Here is an 18,201-nt window from a genome sequence, read left to right on the forward strand (position 1 = left end):
ACCAGCCCGATCGCAAGTCCAATGACCGCTCGCTTAGCCGGCTGGCCTGGGTAATCTTCCTGTCGTGCGGCCTCACTGTCCGTCTAGGCAGGCGAAACGGCAGCAGCAGGAAGAGCAGACCCAGCAGCGGGCGGATGAGACTATAGCATAAAAGGAGCAGCAAAAAAAAACGCACCATCGGAGAGCCTTCCAGCACCGATACTGCGGTGTAGTATAACTGCTGCCAGCCGCTTAGCTGGCTATCCGGAAGCACAACTCCCGCAGCCCAGACCTGGGCACGGGGAGAGATATAGAGCGCTGCGGGAACAGCGATTACCAGAGCTGCCGCAGCAAGCAGTCCCGTTCCGAGAAGACCGAACAAACCGCCTGCTGCCCGGCTGAATCCGCGGCTCCAGCCCTGCATGAGAGAGAAAAGTACAATTAGCAGTAATATAATTGAGATGACATTGGCCTCACTAAGACTTTCGATCCAGCTGTTCAGCATACTCTGACCTCCTTTCTGTCACCCGCTGCCCATTTAAGCGTTGATATAGCAATCTTAATTCATTCCCGGCTTAGTTACCGTTCTTCCGGGCTTCTTCGATAAAGGTTTTGGTTGTATCGGTTACACTCCACTTGCCAAGGCTAACCCCGCGGAAGGTCACATCAACCTTGTCCTCTCCTGCTGTTCCCTTCACCTCCAGATTCGGCGTTGTAATGGTAAACGTGCCGTCACCGCCTGAAGTATATTTCGCTTCTTTGGCTTCGCTCAGCATGACCTCCTGTGCTTCGCTCTTCAGCGTGCTTACCGTACTGTCCGCAACCTTATTCACAGCATTACCGAGCTGATCCATCGTAACTCCGCTGTAAATGAACAGACCGGCTACGATAACAATAACAATTGCCCATTTGAGTACCGTTTTGACCAGATTAATTACAGCAAACAGCAGGACAAGCGCTATTACAATAACAAGCCAGTTCTCTCTAATAAATTGTGACCACACTGCCGGATCCATCAATTTTACAACACCCCTATCACAAATTTCGTTCGATCAGGGAGCAAGCCCCTCAAGATCTTCATTAATATTAATTATTATACATGAATGTCTCTTATAATTCATGGTTGCCTGGCCGTATGCGCTGCAGCTGAATAAATTGGTATAAGCCCCCAGGGTCTCACGTAAAGTACAAGTAGGCCTTATCCCATCCCTAGCATTGAATAAGCCGGCTGTGCCCTCTGGTACAGGACCCGGCCCTTTAGGAGGTGTATTCCGTGAAAACCGCACTGTGGCTCTATTTGTTTTTGTTTCTGGCCTTCTTTGATCTGCACGCCCAGTATCCCATTCTGACTCCGTTTGCAATCTCACTCGGCGCGGGGCCGGCCTTCATCGGCTGGATGATGGGCATGTATTCGCTGACTCACCTTCCCGGCAATCTGCTGGCCGGCGTGCTGGTTGACCGCAATGGCAGCCGCCGCTATATCGTCTTTAGCCTGACGGCGGCCGGAGTGATTCTGCTGCTGCAGGCCCATGCACAACTCCCTTGGCATCTGCTGATGCTGCGGGCAGCCAGCGGCTTTGCGCTGGCATTCCTCTCGCCTGCCTGTATGACGCTGCTGGCCTCCCTGTCGTCTGATGCGGAGACACAAGGCAAATACATGTCCGGACATGGCATCATCCACACCCTGGCCTCGGTAGTGTCTCCGGCAGCCGGAGCCTACATTGTGCACAAGACAGGCTACTCCGGCACGTTCAGCACCCTCGGCTGGCTATTGATCGCCACCGGGCTCATGGCCTTATTCAGCGTACCGAAGCATTCCCCTGCACTATCTCCTGTTCCAGCGCCCCAAGCTTTACAGGATAAACCGGCCCGCCCGGCCCCTGTTCAGGCCAAAGTGACAAAGCGCTATTATCTGCTGCCCTTCTTCGCCTCCTGTTCCCAGGGGGTGCTGTTCTTCGAGCTGCCGCTGTCCCAGGGAAAGGACGGAATGGTCTCCACCGGTATCCTGCTCTCCCTACTGAGTCTCGGGGCGCTAGCCACGCTCAGCCTGTTTTTTCTGAACCGCCTCTCACCGGCTGCCCGGATCGCCGCCGCGCTGCTCGGTATGGCTCTATGCTTCTTTACTCTGGCTGCATTTACCAGCATTCCTCCAGGTGTCGTGCTCTTCCTGCTCGGTGCAGCAAAAGGCGTGCTGTTTCCGGCCATGGCTTCACTGTTCATCAGTCTGGGCAGCGGCGGCCACTTGGGCCGCACGTTCTCGCTGCAGTCGATTGCAATGTCCCTTGGCGCTTTTGCCGGACCGGTTGCAGCCGGACAGCTGCGCGATTACGTATCCCCTTATTTCATTGCCTTTGTGCTGCTGATGACTGCCATTATCCTGCTTCCGCCTAGAGGGGATAACAAGCCCGCACCTTACCGCACCGGCCTGAACAGTCATGCTGCTTAGGAAACACTCAGTTCTTTATTTTAGGTTAGTATGGGGATCACCCGGCCGCGGCCGGGTGATCTTTCTTTTACGACATTTCCCGGGGAATGAACAGCTCTTACGCGCCGCCCTGTTAAAAATGACGAACCTTAGGTAAAATATATCTAAGCACAATACGTAATAATCACTTTACTTACGGGGGCGACTGCATATGTCCATTACCATCATTGTCGAAGGCAAAAACGACCGGAGCCGATTACGCCGTCTGCTTGATCCGGAAGTCGACATTTTGTGCACCTTCGGTACACTGAGCACCCTCAAGCTGGAGTCACTGCGGCATAAAATCGGTGATGGAGACGTCTATCTCTACATGGATAACGACAGCTCAGGCAAAAAAATCCGCGGCATTCTGCGCGACGCCTTTCCGGATGCCGTTCATATTTACACCCGCAGAGGATATGCAGGTGTGGAGGGCACTCCGGATGAATACAGCATTACCCAGCTCGAAAAAGCCGGGCTTGAGGAATATATCATCTATCCGCAGCCCCTTCCTTTTATGGAATCGTAGCCGCACAATAAAGCCTTGCCCGGTCTGCCGCGTAAGAAGCGGAGCCGAGCAAGGCTTTTTAATGTAGGAATCATTTAATTGCGGGCCAGCTTGTTCAATGCATCTGCAAGAAACTCAGGCGTTACGTTCTCCGAATCTCCGGCATCGTAGAGCCCGCGGAGCTGATTGTCCCGGTCCACCAGTCCAATGAGATTGGCGTGGGCGAAATTATCCTTGTTGTCCCCATAGATAAGAACTTTGAAGGAATCCGCCGCAAGCTTACGGACTTGCTCCTGATCTCCGCGCAGAAAATACCAGCCGTCATAATTAACATGGAAGCGGTCAGCGAATGTTTTGATCGCCTCACGCGTATCATTCTTCGGGTCAAAGGATATGGAGATAAATTCACGTCCTTACCGAAGCTGCCGTCCTTTTCCAGCAAATCCTGGGTTTCGGACAGCATATACGTCGTTATCGGACAGACATCCGGACATTCCGTAAAAAAGAAATAGACCAGCCGCGCCTTCCCCTGCGTATCGGCCAGCGTGACTAGCTTTCCGTCCACATTCTCCAGAGAGAAATCCTGTACCTCCCCGATCACCGGCAGTTTACTTTTGGCAAAGCTCAGCGAATTGACTGCTAAATAAACCGCCAGACCCAGCGCAATCAGCAGCAGCAGCCAGGTCCATTTGTAGCGTTTCAAGGTATGCACAGGTGCCTCTCCCCCTCTTAACCGTGAATCGTATTCAGCACAAGCACGATCAGACTGACTGTCAGGTAATTAATGGAGAAAAAGAAATTCTTCTTGGCCCAGGCATCATCATCCTTCGCCTTGAAGCCGGTCAGCGTTAAATACAGCCAAACCAGGGACAAGCCCGCAGATATAAAGAGGTAAAAAATCCCTGCATAATCATACATGTACATCAGCACCGGAATAGGCAGCAGCAGCGCGACATAAGGAATCATCTGGAACTTGGTCCGCCGGACTCCCTTCACTACAGGCAGCAGCGGAAAACCTGCCGCTCTGTATTCTTCTTTGCGGCGGATGCCAAGCGCCCAGAAATGGGGCGGCTGCCACAGGAACAGCATGGCGAAGAGCAGCCACGCCCCGAGATCCACCTTGCCTGTAACCGCTACATATCCGATCACGGGAGGCATTGCTCCGGATATAGCTCCTACCGAGGTACTCCATGTAGATGTTCTTTTAAGCCAAAGCGTGTAAACTACTACATAAACAAACATGCCGACAATGCCGAACAGCCCGGCGAGCACACCGCAGAAAGCAAACAACACAGCCAGACCTGCAATACCAAGCCCGATGGCATAGAGCAGCACTGTGTTCGGCTTAAGTCTGCCGGTCGGCAGTCCGCGTTCGCGGGTCCGCTCCATCTTCATATCCAGGTCACGGTCAAAATAATTATTGAACACACAGGCTGAAGCCATGACCAGCATTGTTCCAAGCAATGTCAGTATTAATTTACCGTACTCTACATTCCAGCCCGAGGCCACCCAGTATCCTGCAAAAGCAGCGATCAGGTTAGAGCGGATAATGCCCGGCTTCGTTACTGTAATGAAATCACGCCAGCTGGCGCCTTCCCGGGGCGATTTGGCGGAAGCAGCTGCGGAATCGGAATATCTCAATTGATTGTCCACGTATGGTGTTCCTCCTTCTAAGGGACTTCTAAGCGATCCGTCGGAGTTTAAGAATGGTTGTTTCGTTCTTAATTGAGAATGATATCCACCCCGCTGTTAACTTTATCATAACAAACCAGGAAAGACTTTGACAATCATTGACCAAGATGTTCATCAATTTGACAATTGAGTGACTAAATTTATTCTCTTCCCTTAAATAAGTCGGTGTAAAATTGGGTAGTTATTAATAGGGAACTTCCGTACAAAGGAGATCTGACCAATGGATACTGCAACACATTTTGTAATGGGCCTCGGACTCGCCGGACTCTCTTTCGTTGATCCTGCCGTTGCCTCACAGCCGACGCTGGCTGGTGCTGTAATGATCGCCACAGTACTGGCTTCTCAAGCCCCAGATGCTGACACTGCGCTGCGTCTGAAGAACAACGCCCTGTACATCCGCAATCACCGGGGAATCACCCATTCTCTGCCCTTTCTGCTGCTCTGGCCGGCTCTGATTACGCTTGTCATCGGGCCGATATTCGGATTTACAGATCTTCATAACCTGAGTCATATTGCCCTCTGGAGCTTCATCGGAGTTGCCGTCCATGTGTTCTCAGATCTGTTCAATACCTATGGAACTCAAGCTGCACGCCCGTTTACGGAGAAATGGATCGCCTGGAACATTATCCATATCTTTGATCCATTTATCTTCGGCAGCCATGCGGCTGCGATTATTCTCTGGATTAGCGGGATTATTCCTCCGGCCCCCTTATTTATCGTTCTGTATATCTGCGTGGCCGTGTACTACATCTGGCGGACGCTTGTGCACGCTCGGATTACACGCAATATCAAAAATAAGGATGTCCACCACGATCAGGGTGACCGCTACTTCGTCATCCCTACGATCTCGCCTTCGCGCTGGAATGTGGTTAAAGCCAAACCGGATGGCAGCTACAATGTCGGTTTACTGAATGGCGGACGTCTCGAATGGTTCAAGCATGCGGTGTGCTCCACTCACCCCGCTGTAGAGCATTCCAAGTCACATCCGGATATTCAGGCCTTTCTTTATTTTACCTCTTACGCCGTAGCCGAGGTTGAAGAACTGACCTCTGGTTATATTGTACGCTGGGGAGATGTGCGTTATTTACACCGCAAGCAATTCCCTTTCGTGGCGGTGCTCGTGATGGACGGCCAGTATCATCCGCTCAACACCTATGTGGGCTGGCTCAGCAGCGAAAAGCTGGACGAGCGGTTTGCAATCGACCCCGGTTCGATGAAGTTGTAGTTAAGGAGCAAAATTAAACAGCCGTCAAAGCAGTGGTCCTCCCGAAACCGGAGGATCACTGCTTTGTTTTATCCCCCTCTTGACGCCTGGCGCTGCTTAAGGCACAATCACCATAAAGCGTTTCCACCTATTAACCACGTCAAAGAAAACCCGCAGCGCGGGAGCGCTGCGGGTTCATTCACTTGCTATTATAGAAAGGAAGGCTGCATGTATGGGTAAAGGTCTGTCACTCTGGTTCGCAACCTCTTCAATATTGATTCTTACAGCCGCCTCCATCTGTATCAGCTATAATATCTGGCTGGCACTGCTGCTGGGTGTCCTGTGTGTTCTTAACATCGGCTGGGGGTTTATCCTGAAGGCCCGGCTGAGACGCAAACAGGAGAACAGTAGGCAGCAGTCCTCTTAACGGTAAGGCAGGAAGCCCATCCGCTCCTTAACTCCGGCCAGGGTCTGGGAAGCCACATTGCGGGCGCGTTCCGCCCCCTCAGCAAGGATGTCACTGAGGGTGCCGGAGCTGCGGATCTCATGATACCGCTGCTGCAGCGGCTCAAGCGTAGCTACCAGGACCTCACCAAGATCCTTCTTGAAGCCTCCGTACATTTGGCCTTCATACTTGTCGGCAATCTGCTGCAGACTCATGCCGGAGCACTCGGCATAAATGCTCATCAGATTGCTGATTTCCGGCTTGTTCGCTGGATCGAACACAACCTCACGGCCCGAGTCGGTTGTCGCACGGCTGATTTTTTTGCGGATGATATCCGGTGTATCCAGTAATGCGATATAGCTGCCGGCGTTGGGATTGCTTTTGCTCATTTTTTTACTGGCGTCATCCAGCGACATGATCCGTGCACCCACTTCTGGAATATAAGGCTCAGGAACAGTAAAGAAATCTCCAAACCGGTGATTGAAGCGGCCCGCCAAATCACGGGTTAATTCCAGATGCTGCTTCTGGTCTTCCCCAACCGGTACCAGGTCTGCATTATAGATCAGAATATCCGCGGCCATCAGTGACGGATACACGAACAGTCCCGCACCGACTGAGTCTTTGCCGGAGGATTTGTCCTTGAACTGTGTCATGCGCTCCAGCTCGCCCATGGCGGTCAGCGTAGTTAAGATCCAGCCCAGCTCTGCGTGCTGAGGCACATGCGACTGCATGTAGACATTCGAGATTTTCGGATCAATGCCGGCAGCCAGATAAAGCGCCGCTACCGATTCCGAATTCTCGCGGAGCGCCGCAGGATCCTGGGCGACCGTGATGGCGTGCAGATCCACCACCATGAAGAAACATTCGTGCTCATTTTGCAGTTTTACGAAATTCTTAATAGCACCGATATAATTACCGAGTGTCAATGAACCGCTGGGCTGAATGCCTGACAATACTTTTTTAGCCATAATAGTACCTACCTCCATCAATTTATTCCGCTTTCCGTGAACGCAAAAAGGTCCCACATCCGCAAGGGACGTGAGACCGTGGTGCCACCCTTATTCGCTGTTTGGACATTCCTCAAAAATATCCTCCAAACAGCCTTAGCTTCCGTTAACGGAGAAGAACCGTCCGGTCTACTAAGGCCTGCAGCCTGTTCAAACGCGGCGCTCAAGGGTCCATTCAGTCAGGAGTGTCCCACCGGTTCGCATCAACCACCGGCTTTCTGAAGGTGCACTTTCCGCTTACTTGTCCCTGTCATCACATTGTCATCATAACTTAATGCATTCATCATAGAGCGATACAGAGAAGTTGTCAAATCGCCTAACCACGGGTACATAAATCTGTTATGATAAGGATATTCGTGTTCTTTGCGATCAAGTTAAGTTAAAGGAGCCAATCTCTCATGAAACAGGTGACCAAAGGGCAGTGGGGCGGTTTTGACACTTATATTCTGCATAGCCGCGAGCTGGAAGTCACGCTTTTGCCGCGGCTGGGAAACAACGTCATTTCCTTATGGGACCACAAGGAACAGCGGCAAATCCTGCGCAGGCCTGATGAAAGCGACTTAGCTTATTATATGCAGAAGCCATATCATTTCGGCATCCCGCTTTTAGTTCCCCCCGGGCGCATACGCAAAGGACAATTTGAGTTCAAGGGCATCCTGTACCAGTTCGATCAGAATACAGCTGAATATAACCATATCCACGGCCTACACCGGACGCAGTCCTGGTGTGTGAGCGATATCGAAGAGGACGAAGAAGGCTGCGCGGTAACGACGGAATTCAACACTGCGGACGATGCCCACTGGTTGGAGCAATTTCCAGAGCCGCTGCGGTTTGAAATGACGTTCCGGCTTCAGGATGCCCGGCTTCAGCAGACGCTGAAGGTTACTCATTTAGGGTCTAACAGCATTCCTTTCGGAATTGGATACCATACCTGGTTCATGATCGATGGTGAACCGGAGCGCTGGAACCTAAGACTGCCTGTTGAAAGCATCTACGAATTGAACCCGGAGCTGCTGCCCAGCGGCAAAGTGCTTCCTCTAGGGACGCTAGATTCTTTACACCAGGGAATGAACCTGAAGGGTACGGATCTGGACACTGTACTGAGGATTGGAGATAGACAGCCGGCAGAAGCTCTGCTGATGCGCGAGGACGGGTACGGGATCCGCTATACTGCGGACAGAGCCCATTTCCGCCACTGGGTGGTTTATACCAAAGGCCCGGCAGAACAGTATTTGTGTGCCGAACCGTATACCTGGCTGCCTGATGCGCCAAACCTTCAGCAGGATGATTCCTTCACAGGATTAATTACACTAAATCCTGGTGAGACACTGACTTTGCCGTGCACCCTTGAAATGATCTATCCTAAGCTCTAAACTTCATATAATTACCATCCTTAAAACCTTCTGATCTCGTGCATGAATTCTTCTCCTTGCGCCCATACTATCTTCACAACGGACGAAGGAGGTGAACAAACATGGGTCAAGCAGGTCAACAAGGTCGTGGAAGCCGTTCCAATAACCTGGTCGTTCCACAAGCGAATGCAGCGCTGCAGCAGTTGAAATATGAAGCAGCACAAGAGCTTGGTGTTACGATTCCTCAAGACGGTTACTACGGTAACTACACTTCCCGCGAAACAGGTTCTTTGGGAGGATATATCACCAAACGTCTGGTACAACTGGCAGAACAACAACTGTCTGGTCGTTCGTAGTAGCCTTATTTTAAGTGGATTTATCCGGCAGGCTAATACCTGATACGGAGTAGTTTTCCGGCCCGTCTATCGCTTCTTGTTGGAGCGTAGGCGGGCTTTTTGCTAAGGAATGATCTATGTATGGCTCAGCCGAAATACTGATCGGAAGCATCACCGGAATGCGGGCCTTTCGGTGCGCGGATCATCAGATTGGCCATATTATAATTCGACTCCAGAATAGCATCAACAACCACCATTCCCTGGCGGACCGCAAATTCATAGCTGATCTCGCCGTGTGTCCAGCGCCGTTTGTATTTCAGGCTTTCCAGCGCCATAAGCCGGAACGAGGATTGCTGGCCGGAGCTGAGTCCATCATGTTCAGCTGTTATTGCGCCACCGCGGCCGGACAGCGGATTATGGCGGATACCAAATTTGCCGATGACATTATTCCTGATTTGCATAAAAACCGTACCGGAATTTAGCCCTGACAATTCCTCCTGCAGTTCCTTAAACACTAAATCCACCTGTCTCGCCAGTGAGAGTTGTTCCGTCCGTAGCATATTGTTCCTCCTAAAAGTTTTGTTAGCAGAAGCATAAACTTAAGTTTTGTCAGCAATGCTTCTCCGCTTATTCAGTTTTTGTAGAAAAACACCTTCGCATTTATGTCTTGCAGGCCTTATATAAGGCTTTAGGCTCATTATAGGATACTAAATTCAGCGCTACAACATTATTCAACATAATTGGGTGAAAGTCCCTATAAATGCGCAATTTACATTATTGATAAATAGGATTCCCGTTATATAGCGACTATTTTCGACAAAAAAGCAGTTAAAAAAAGCCCCTAAACAGGGGCTTTTGCGCGTTCACACATAGATTGAACATTATAAACCATTATTCAAAAAAATGAATTGTCTAACTTTTGACAAACATTTAAGCAAATTGCTCGGTCATCCGCAGGAATTCGTTAATATCTTCGACGATCAAGTCGACAGCTCCCTGCCAGAAGTCTGGCTTCTTAAGATCAACGCCGAGATGTCTCAAGACCAGATCCTCCAGCGTCATCACGCCAGTATCCCGCAGCAGGTTATCATATTTATCTGCAAACGATGTACCTTCTTGCAGGGCTAACCGGTACAGCCCGGTACTGAACATATACCCGACAGTGTACGGGAAGTTGTAGAACGGAACATCCGTGATGTAGAAATGCAGCTTGGACGCCCAGAAATGCGGATGATATTCAGAGAGCACTCCGCAGAAGGCTTCCTTCTGGGCTTCTTCCATCAGTGCCGACAGTTCTTCGGCATTAACCAGACCTTCTTTGCGCTTCTCGTAGAAACGGGTCTCAAACAGGAAACGGGCGTGGATATTCATGAAAAAGGCAACGCTGTTCTGAATTTTCGCTTCAAGCAATGCAAGCTTCTCATCAGCTTCAGTGGATGCCTTCACCTGAGCATCGGCTACAATCACTTCGGCAAAAGTCGAGGCCGTCTCCGCGACATTCATCGCGTAGTTCTGATTGAACAGCGGCTGGTCATCGAGCAGGAAGGAGTGATAAGCATGGCCCAGCTCGTGTGCCAGTGTCGAAACATTGGAAGGCGTGCCGCTATAGGTCATAAAAATGCGTGATTCCTTACTCTCGGGGAAAGATACACAGAAGCCGCCTGGACGCTTAGCCGGACGGTCTTCGACCTCAATCCAGTTATTGTCGAAAGCATGCTCGGCAAAATCCGCCATCCTCGGACTGAATTTGCGGAATTGCGTTACAATGTCTGCTGCTGCTGCTTCATAAGGAATTTTGCCGGAGGATTTGCCGACCGGTGCATCAACATCGACCCAGGATAATGCATCCTTGCCGAGAACCTTGGCTTTCCGCTGCAAATACGATACAAGTGCAGGTTTGTTTCTGGTAATTACATCCCACATCATATCCAAGGTGGCACGCGACATCCGGTTGATGCCAAGCGGTTCCTTCAGCACATCGTCCCAGCCTCTTCCCTTGTACAGCATCAGGCGGAAGCCTGCCAGATGATTGAGGGTGTCGGCACTGTAATCCGCAGCAGCAGCCCAGGTCTCTTCCCATTTGCGGAACATGGTCTCACGTACACTCGCATCGTCATCGCTCAGCTTGTTGAACGCTTGGCCGACAGACAGCAGCTTCGTTCCGTCTTTGTCTTCAAAGGGAATCTGGATCGAGCCTACAATCGTCTCATAATGCTCGCTCCAGCCATGATAGCCGTCTACGGCAAGCTCCAGCGCAAGGCTCTCCAGCTCCGGGCTCATCTTCTCACGGGCCAGGTCACGGCTTTCACTTAGTACGAAAGAGAGCGGTGCAATCTCAGGACGGGCCATCCACTGTGCCCAAACCGCGTCTGATGTCTGGCGAAGTACACTATCGAACTGCGAGCTGATCCCCTCGAACCCGGCGCCCAGCCCTGTTACTTTGGAGGACAGCCGGACAGCTCCTTTGTCCTGCTGATTCTGGGCACCCAGACAGCCGGTAAACTCCGCTGCCTGAGTCAGGCGGCCGGCGCAGCTCTGCAGCAGCTCGATTACGCCATCCAGTGCTGTGGTAGCGTCTGCGTCAGCAGGAGATTCTGCGCCAGCAACCTGCTTGCGCAAAGATTCAATATCCGCTTCGAGCTTCTTAAGAAAGTCCTCAAACTGGGGAGAGGATGAGCCTCCCGGGAAAATAGAATCCAAATCCCAGGTTAACGATATCGGTTGTTTCATTGGTTTCCACCATTCCTTTGCTATCATCTGGTTTTCTTTGTATTTGGCCTGAAGCCATGGTAAAGTGAATTACGAAAAGCGTGGCGCCAGCGGCTCCACAGCTAACATTAAACTTAGGAGGGCTGCAACATGAAACCACTGCAAATTTCACCGGAAACAGCGATCACCCTATCCAAACAGCTGGGCGTTCCCCTGGAACACTTGATGCATATGCCTCAACATATTTTGCTGCAAAAAATCGCCGAATTATCCAAGAAGCAGAGTGAAGGTACCAGCGGGACAGAGGCATCACCTGAGAAGGAAACCGAATGATTCCTTTCAGCCATACCTGGCCTTATGACATTATTTATGGTGACCTGTATGTACAATATTGTCCGTTCTGCAACGAGGAAAATGTACTTTTGCCGATGAAGCCGAAGGAATTGCAGCTCGTGCGCGACGGCAAAAAAAAGCTGCTGGTTTTCCCCTGCTGCAGTACAAGCCCGACGGTCATCGATAATGACGCCGACTATCTGCTGTTTGACCGTGTTGTCCGCTGAGTAATCGGAGTAAACAACCCAATATACCGCTGTTATCATGACAGCTGCTATAAAGCGCAAAAGAGGGCTCCCTCTGTTTTGCGCTTTTTTGACTGCACATACCTGCACTCCGCTACAAGCGGCTATAGATTGGGAATGCTGTCCGGATCAACATTTTCACCGCGCATCTGTTCGCGCAGCAGCGTCCATTGCTCACGGGCCGCCCGGATCATCGCTGCATCCATAATCCTCTGGTCATTGATCAGACGCGAGAACCATTTCACTGCGTTCAAATACTCCCCTATTCGTCGGTTCAGCTCACCAATCAGAAACATCAGGCGGGCATCATTGCCGCCCATTCCGTCGTTCTCAAATACCTTGATATACTCATCCAGGGAATACCGCAGGAAACGCTGCTCCAGCGCCGTCTCCCCCTTATAACGGTACATCCAGGCGATATGGTGCAGATGGCTGGCAATAATCCGTTCCTTGTCCTGGATACATTGAGCGCATATCAGCGCAAGCTTGTAGGTTTCAAGAGCGGTTTCCCAGTTGCGTTTCCCGCCGAAATCGCGGTTTTTCCACCGGCTTCCTACCTGTTCGATAAATGCTTTGCGCTGCCAGTCGGCCAGCTTGTCGGCTGAATTCTCCGTGGAGGCGAACCCGCATTTCGGGCAGACGCGCACCACATAATAATCGGGATTCTCATCTTTGTAATAGGAGCAGAAATCTGCATCACGGCGTATCGCTCTTTTAAGGCTTGGGCGCACCCGCGAGGTGGAAAATTCATGCTCACAGTTGCTGCAAATTACGTTAATTGAATACAGGGGGACTAACTCTGTCAAATGCCCTCATCCTTTCGCGATCAACTACTCCTTACTCCTCAGGCATGTTGACAAAATGATGTGCGGGTCCAGCAAGCCGGTTCAAAACAAATGAACGGAGCGGTTCCTCTACACCGGTTTCCTCCAGTGCCTCTTTCATACAGTCCAGCCATTCGTCGGCACGCTCCGGTGTAATCGGAACATGCATATGTCTTGCTCTCATCATCGGATGGCCATGCTGCTGTGAGAATAGTGCAGGCCCGCCAAAAAACTGACTGAGAAATTGATACTGCTTTTCCATAACAGGAGTAATATCGGCAGGGAATAACGGGCTTAGCTGCGGATGAAGCTGCACCTTGGCATAAAACACTTCCACCAGACGGTGAAGTCCCTCAGCGCCCCCCAGGTTCTCATATAGACTAGCGTTTGGATTCATCGGAGGTTACCAGCTTTCTTCCATATTAATGTACGGCTAAATTTATTATACCAAAAAAAAAGGCGCTAAACTTAAGTTTAGCACCTTGGGAGTTATTTAATAGGTCCTAAATTCCTCATCACCTGGAGGGACGAGCGAGACCCGGATAACATATACAAAAGCACAAACGAGAACTCCGGCAACCACACTCATCACCATCACTCCATCCCTAATTATTAATATAAAATAGGTGTGCACTAATTAATTTTATAATACCATAATTCAAGCTGAAAATCACAGAAAATTGTAATCGCTTTCCGAACTTTTTTGTGCTGTTTGTCCTACTTTCTGCATACATCTAACCATAGACCGGGAGGCGTTGCTTATGACTTTGAAAAAGCTGGGCGGACCGCTGCTGGGCCTGCTCCTGGCCGGCTGTATGCTGCTGGTGCTGCTGCACCCGGCAAACACGCTTGCCGCAGCACTGCGCGGGCTGGCCATCTGGTGGGACGTGCTGTTCCCTTCGCTGTTTCCATTCTTTGTCATTTCCGAAATGCTGCTTGGCTTCGGGGTAGTGCATCTTTTCGGAGCTCTGCTCGATCCGCTCATGCGCCCGCTGTTCAATATCCCCGGCAGCGGCGGTTTTGTGGCGGCCATGGGATACGTATCAGGATATCCAGTCGGTGCCAAATTAACCGCAAAGCTGCGCGAACAGCAACTGATCAGCCGGGTGGAAGGCGAGCGGCTGGTGGCCTTCACGACCTCATCGGACCCGATTTTTCTTCTGGGAGCGGTGTCTGTCGGTTTTTTTCACGATGCCTCCTTAGGGCTTGTACTGGCACTCTCGCACTACGGCGGCGGATTGATCGTGGGTCTTCTGATGGCCTTTCACGGCCGCCAGGACAAGTCCGCTGCCGTATCTGCGCTACCTGGCGAGTCGTCCGGGCTTCCACAGGCTGCAGGGGGACAGCGCCAAGGAAGGCTGCGCTTAGCGCTGAACTCCATGGCTGAGGCCCGGCACAGGGACGGACGGAGTTTGGGTGAGCTGCTCAAAAGCGCAGTGCAGTCCTCACTGCAGCTTATTATTGTCGTTGGAGGACTGGTTGTATTCTTCAACGTGCTAATGGAGCTGCTCACCCGCGCCGGAATTATGTCGGCCCTGTTTAGTGTCCTTGGCAGCCTGCTGTCCTTTGCGGGCTTCCCGCCCGGGCTGTCAGCGGCACTCGCCAGCGGCTTCTTCGAGGTAACGATAGGCGCCCGTTCAGCCGGTGAAGCCGTTGCCTCTGTACCCCTGCAGTTCAAAGCTGCGACGGCAGCCTTCATCCTCTCTTGGGGCGGATTATCGGTTCACGCCCAGGTGGCGAGCATTCTGAACGGCACAGGCCTGCGCTATCTGCCCTTTATGGCAGCAAGGCTGGTGCACGCTTTCCTGTCGGCGGTCTTGCTGCTCCTTCTCTGGAAACCTGTTGTTGGTTCCAGGCTGTCTGCAGGCTTCAGCTCTTTACCTGTTTTTGCCGGATTCGCCTCTTCACCGGTCTCCGGCTTGGCCGCCAGCCTCGGTCTGCTGGGTGTGCTGCTGGGAGCAGCCCTGCTGCTGTCACTACTGGTCTGGCTGCTGCGAAAAACTCCGCTGCTCCGGCCGCGGCCATAAGCAGACTATTAGTATTCCCTTCAGGCATTCTGCACACCGCCGCGTCGATTCTTTACAGGTTCAAATATTGTGTTCCAGGTCAAGATTGATTATGATCGTTGTATGACTGAAACATACAAAGGAGCCTGTACATCTTGAGATATTATGTTCTGGACCGCGGAGACGAATTGTCCATTAAACTTGCGGAGCAGTTTCACAAGCTGGCGGCGGAGCGTAACCTGGAGCTGGATGCAGAGTCTCCGGAAATCGTCATCTCCATTGGCGGAGACGGGACCATGCTGCATGCCTTTCATACGTTTATCGATCAGATTCCCAATCTCGCTTTTGTCGGTGTGCACACCGGCCATCTGGGCTTTTATGCAGATTGGAAGGCAGAGGAGCTGCCTGCCCTGATCGACCATATGTGCGGAACAACCGATTTAGCGCCACATCAGCCGCTCATCGTGCGCTATCCGCTGCTAGAGCTGGAAATTCACAAGAAATCCGGTTCCACTTCCCATATTGCGCTTAATGAGTTCACCCTAAAGGGTGTTGACGGAACAGTGGTCATCCAGATGGATATCAATGATGTTACCTTCGAAATGTTCCGCGGGGACGGACTGTGCATTTCTACACCGTCAGGCAGTACAGCCTATAACAAAAGCCTTGGCGGCGCAATGGTGCATCCTTCGATAGAAGCGCTGCAGATTGCCGAGATAGCTTCCATTAATAATCGAGTATTCCGTACGATGGGTTCGCCCCTTATGCTGCCCAAGCATCATCACTGCGACATTTTTTCGCGCAAGGATCAGCGTCTTTTGCTGACGGTCGACCATAACAATATTCCTGTGGATGATCTGATTTCTGTCCGCTGCCAAGTATCCGACAAAAAAATAAGCTTTGCCCGGTACCGCCCGTTCCCTTTCTGGAACCGTGTCCGCGAAGCTTTTCTGATCTAAGGATCAGACTCACCTATGATTCACTAGCCGGGAAATGCAAGCAATCCCGGCTCTTTTGTGCGCAGGTAAATTTTACAAACTTTTCTATTCTATCTGACATGAATTGATAGACATAGAGAAAAATCAAATGGTATAATGAACCTATTTTACATAGTGTTGCTACTTAAAGGAGAGAGAAACTGTTGAAAAAACTATTGTCCTTAATTGGAGTAAGCCTACTGGCTCTCGTGCTTGCGGTCCCTGCGTTTGCCGCCGCCAAACCGATCTCCGTCTATGTCAACGGCAGCAGTCTTACCTTCCCTGCCGGTGCCCCGTACCTTGATAATAACTCTGTACTGGTACCTTTCCGGGTTGTTTTTGAAAAGCTTGGAATGCAGGTGTTATGGGATGCCAAGACTGGAACGGTTACCGGTACCGGCGCTAATCTTACGATCAGCCTCAAAATCGGCAGCAACCGTGCATCCGTCAACGGTACGGTTAAGAAACTGACAGTAGCCCCTGTTTCCAGCAAAGGCACCACCTACGTCCCGCTCCGTTTTGTAGCTGAGGCTACCGGCGGCACTGCGGTCTGGGATGCTGTTAACAGAAGTGTGAAGATCACCACTGCTGTCTCAACAGCAGCAAGTGATGAGAAAGCTATTACAGCACTCATCAAGCAGGCTGTCCAATATTATAATGAGGAAAAAGCCGTAAGCTATTACTCCCTTGTGGATGACGGAGACAGCTATACGGATGAGGTCTCTTCCTTGAACTCCTTTTTCCAGAATTATGACATGAAAACTACACTTGAGACTCTTAAAATCCTAAGTATTCAAGGCGATGAAGCCACTGTCTACACCGTCGAGAAAGAAATCCGGACCGGCGGATATTATATCCCGGATGAGAAAGTCGAATACCTGTACAATCTCGTCCGCACCAATGGTGTATGGAAAATTTCCGAAATTAATACTCAGGAAAAGACCGTTCTGCTGACACGTGAACAAGGCATGAAATCCGCCGAAATTCCGCAAGGCTACGCAACCACCATCAAGGACAATCTCAGCAAGTATTTCCAGGCAATGACGAGTGAGAACATCGACGGAACGATGGCCCAGATGAGCTCATACGGAGAAGACTATGATTCATCCAGCAAGGCAGATTTGCAGGATATTTTCGACAATTATGATCTTAAATATACACTGAATACCTCGAATATCTACTACTATGCTTCAGATGAAGCCGCTGTTTACGCTGAAGTTACTGTAAAGGATGCCGGAACTGGTGAAACCTACGAACAACCAATGGTCTTCTTGTTCTATCAATCGGAGAGCGGGACTTGGACGATCGATGATTTCTACTATCTTGATTAGACTGGCAGCAAGCTCAGGAGGCATTACAATCGCATTACCAAATAAACTCAAAGGGTGCATCCACTAATGAAATCAGCTAAAGTGATCACTGCTGTTCTCAGCGGCTGTCTGGCGCTGTCTGTCATGTTCTCGCCGGCAGCTCTGGCAGCCGACAGCACGCAGACCTCTTCAAATACCGATCTGATTAATGAAATCATGCAATATTTAGAAAGCTACAATGTAGAAGGCGTTGATCACGATACATTGATCCGCGGCGCGATTGACGGAATGGTTAACACACTGGAGGATCCATACAGCACCTACTTTACCAAAGAAGAAGCCGCTGAGTTTGAGAGTATGGTCGACCTTGAATATGTAGGCATCGGTGTCAGACTGGTATATACTCCTGTTACTAAAGAGCTATACATTGAAGAGGTTATTGCGGGTTCACCGGCTGAGCAGGCCGGCCTGAAACGCGGGGACACTATCCTCAAAATCAATGGCGTTGCGGTTAGTGATACTGCGGGCGATGAACTCGCCGGTACCGCGGGAACGAAGGTTTCCCTGCTCATCAGCAGAAACGGTGCCAGCAAAACCATCAGCGTGACCAGAAATGATATCACATCGGCCTCAGTCACCGGACAAATCATTGGTGATCATACCGCCTATATCACGATTACCGGTTTCAGCCAGAGTGCTGATGAAGAATTCTCTAAAGTTCTTGACAGCATGCGGGCAGCCGGAATGAACTCACTGGTTCTGGATTTGCGCGATAATACAGGCGGCTATATGGATTCGGCCTATAATATCG

The 18,201-nt window shown here is 50.8% G+C and carries 20 protein-coding genes, 2 pseudogenes and 1 other annotated feature; of the genes and pseudogenes, 12 read left to right on the top strand and 10 right to left on the bottom strand.

Going from position 1 to position 18,201, the window contains the following annotated elements; all coding sequences use genetic code 11:
- A pseudogene (locus AQR02_RS32645) lies at window positions 1–484 on the bottom strand (transglutaminase domain-containing protein); the annotation flags it as partial.
- 70 nt (window positions 485–554) lie between these two features.
- A complete protein-coding gene (locus AQR02_RS24035) occupies window positions 555–995 on the bottom strand; it encodes a hypothetical protein (protein WP_054942924.1) in 441 nt (146 codons plus the stop codon).
- 257 nt (window positions 996–1,252) lie between these two features.
- Here AQR02_RS24035 and AQR02_RS24040 point away from each other — a divergent pair, with 257 nt between their 5' ends.
- Both AQR02_RS24040 and AQR02_RS24045 read left to right on the top strand, forming a co-directional pair.
- A complete protein-coding gene (locus AQR02_RS24040; RefSeq protein ID WP_054942925.1) occupies window positions 1,253–2,425 on the top strand; it encodes an MFS transporter in 1,173 nt (390 codons plus the stop codon).
- Between the two features lie 190 nt (window positions 2,426–2,615).
- Window positions 2,616–2,972 (top strand): hypothetical protein, encoded by a 357-nt coding sequence (locus tag AQR02_RS24045; protein ID WP_054942926.1) that lies wholly within the window; start codon window positions 2,616–2,618, stop codon window positions 2,970–2,972.
- Window positions 2,973–3,046: 74 nt separating this feature from the next.
- Here AQR02_RS24045 and AQR02_RS35225 read toward each other — a convergent pair whose 3' ends face one another.
- The 3 genes and pseudogenes from AQR02_RS35225 to cyoE all read right to left on the bottom strand — a co-directional run bounded on the left by AQR02_RS35225 (window position 3,047) and on the right by cyoE (window position 4,604).
- Window positions 3,047–3,352 carry an SCO family protein gene (locus tag AQR02_RS35225; protein WP_342447499.1) on the bottom strand — a complete coding sequence of 102 codons (306 nt, stop codon included), beginning with the start codon at window positions 3,350–3,352 and terminating at the stop codon, window positions 3,047–3,049.
- Between the two features lie 83 nt (window positions 3,353–3,435).
- Window positions 3,436–3,663: pseudogene (locus AQR02_RS35375) on the bottom strand (SCO family protein); the annotation flags it as partial.
- A gap of 17 nt (window positions 3,664–3,680) precedes the next feature.
- Window positions 3,681–4,604, bottom strand: coding sequence for a heme o synthase (gene cyoE / locus AQR02_RS24055; RefSeq protein ID WP_054942927.1), 924 nt, complete (start codon window positions 4,602–4,604; stop codon window positions 3,681–3,683).
- A 259-nt stretch (window positions 4,605–4,863) separates the two neighbouring features.
- Between cyoE and AQR02_RS24060 the strand changes: the two genes are divergently transcribed.
- Together AQR02_RS24060 and AQR02_RS24065 are read left to right on the top strand one after the other, a co-directional pair.
- Window positions 4,864–5,868, top strand: coding sequence for a metal-dependent hydrolase (locus tag AQR02_RS24060; protein ID WP_054942928.1), 1,005 nt, complete (start codon window positions 4,864–4,866; stop codon window positions 5,866–5,868).
- Between the two features lie 211 nt (window positions 5,869–6,079).
- Window positions 6,080–6,274 carry a hypothetical protein gene (locus AQR02_RS24065; RefSeq protein WP_054942929.1) on the top strand — a complete coding sequence of 65 codons (195 nt, stop codon included), beginning with the start codon at window positions 6,080–6,082 and terminating at the stop codon, window positions 6,272–6,274.
- Here AQR02_RS24065 and trpS read toward each other — a convergent pair.
- On the bottom strand, window positions 6,271–7,260 hold the full coding sequence (gene trpS / locus AQR02_RS24070; protein ID WP_054942930.1) for a tryptophan--tRNA ligase: 990 nt from the start codon (window positions 7,258–7,260) through the stop codon (window positions 6,271–6,273). The genes AQR02_RS24065 and trpS overlap by 4 nt on opposite strands.
- 61 nt (window positions 7,261–7,321) lie before the next feature.
- Window positions 7,322–7,562, bottom strand: a binding site (T-box leader).
- 135 nt (window positions 7,563–7,697) lie between these two features.
- Between trpS and AQR02_RS24075 the strand changes: the two genes are divergently transcribed.
- Entirely contained in the window at window positions 7,698–8,672 is a 975-nt protein-coding gene (locus AQR02_RS24075) for an aldose 1-epimerase (RefSeq protein ID WP_054942931.1), read from the top strand.
- A 101-nt stretch (window positions 8,673–8,773) separates the two neighbouring features.
- A complete protein-coding gene (locus AQR02_RS24080; RefSeq protein WP_042180472.1) occupies window positions 8,774–9,007 on the top strand; it encodes an alpha/beta-type small acid-soluble spore protein in 234 nt (77 codons plus the stop codon).
- A gap of 125 nt (window positions 9,008–9,132) precedes the next feature.
- Here the strand turns inward: AQR02_RS24080 and AQR02_RS24085 are convergent, their stop codons facing one another.
- Both AQR02_RS24085 and AQR02_RS24090 read right to left on the bottom strand, forming a co-directional pair.
- Complete coding sequence (locus tag AQR02_RS24085; RefSeq protein ID WP_054942932.1) at window positions 9,133–9,546, bottom strand: hypothetical protein; 414 nt, start codon at window positions 9,544–9,546, stop codon at window positions 9,133–9,135.
- Between the two features lie 370 nt (window positions 9,547–9,916).
- Complete coding sequence (locus AQR02_RS24090) at window positions 9,917–11,716, bottom strand: M3 family oligoendopeptidase (RefSeq protein ID WP_054942933.1); 1,800 nt, start codon at window positions 11,714–11,716, stop codon at window positions 9,917–9,919.
- Window positions 11,717–11,845: 129 nt separating this feature from the next.
- On the opposite strand from AQR02_RS24090, the gene AQR02_RS24095 reads away from it, so the two are divergent.
- Window positions 11,846–12,028, top strand: a complete 183-nt coding sequence (locus tag AQR02_RS24095; RefSeq protein WP_054942934.1) for a YycC family protein — start codon at window positions 11,846–11,848, stop codon at window positions 12,026–12,028.
- Entirely contained in the window at window positions 12,025–12,255 is a 231-nt protein-coding gene (locus AQR02_RS24100; protein ID WP_054942935.1) for a hypothetical protein, read from the top strand. Before AQR02_RS24095 ends, AQR02_RS24100 begins: the two co-directional genes overlap by 4 nt.
- Before the next feature lie 122 nt (window positions 12,256–12,377).
- Here AQR02_RS24100 and AQR02_RS24105 read toward each other — a convergent pair whose 3' ends face one another.
- Both AQR02_RS24105 and AQR02_RS24110 read right to left on the bottom strand, forming a co-directional pair.
- Complete coding sequence (locus AQR02_RS24105; protein ID WP_054942936.1) at window positions 12,378–13,079, bottom strand: DUF2225 domain-containing protein; 702 nt, start codon at window positions 13,077–13,079, stop codon at window positions 12,378–12,380.
- Window positions 13,080–13,110: 31 nt separating this feature from the next.
- Window positions 13,111–13,494: a globin domain-containing protein gene (locus AQR02_RS24110; protein ID WP_054942937.1), complete on the bottom strand. Its 384-nt coding sequence runs from the start codon at window positions 13,492–13,494 to the stop codon at window positions 13,111–13,113.
- A gap of 364 nt (window positions 13,495–13,858) precedes the next feature.
- Between AQR02_RS24110 and ylbJ the strand changes: the two genes are divergently transcribed.
- The 4 genes from ylbJ to AQR02_RS24130 all read left to right on the top strand — a co-directional run.
- Window positions 13,859–15,124 carry a sporulation integral membrane protein YlbJ gene (gene ylbJ, locus AQR02_RS24115; protein WP_054942938.1) on the top strand — a complete coding sequence of 422 codons (1,266 nt, stop codon included), beginning with the start codon at window positions 13,859–13,861 and terminating at the stop codon, window positions 15,122–15,124.
- Window positions 15,125–15,258: 134 nt separating this feature from the next.
- A complete protein-coding gene (locus AQR02_RS24120) occupies window positions 15,259–16,062 on the top strand; it encodes an NAD kinase (RefSeq protein WP_054942939.1) in 804 nt (267 codons plus the stop codon).
- A 182-nt stretch (window positions 16,063–16,244) separates the two neighbouring features.
- The gene (locus AQR02_RS24125; RefSeq protein ID WP_054942940.1) at window positions 16,245–17,411 is read left to right on the top strand and encodes a copper amine oxidase N-terminal domain-containing protein; all 1,167 of its coding nucleotides are present in this window, start codon (window positions 16,245–16,247) and stop codon (window positions 17,409–17,411) included.
- 66 nt (window positions 17,412–17,477) lie between these two features.
- The coding region (locus AQR02_RS24130) for a S41 family peptidase (protein WP_148449194.1) at window positions 17,478–18,201 on the top strand (724 nt) is incomplete at its 3' end.

This window comes from Paenibacillus ihuae, assembly GCF_001368795.1.
GTDB classification, from domain to species: domain Bacteria; phylum Bacillota; class Bacilli; order Paenibacillales; family Paenibacillaceae; genus Paenibacillus_AQ; species Paenibacillus_AQ ihuae.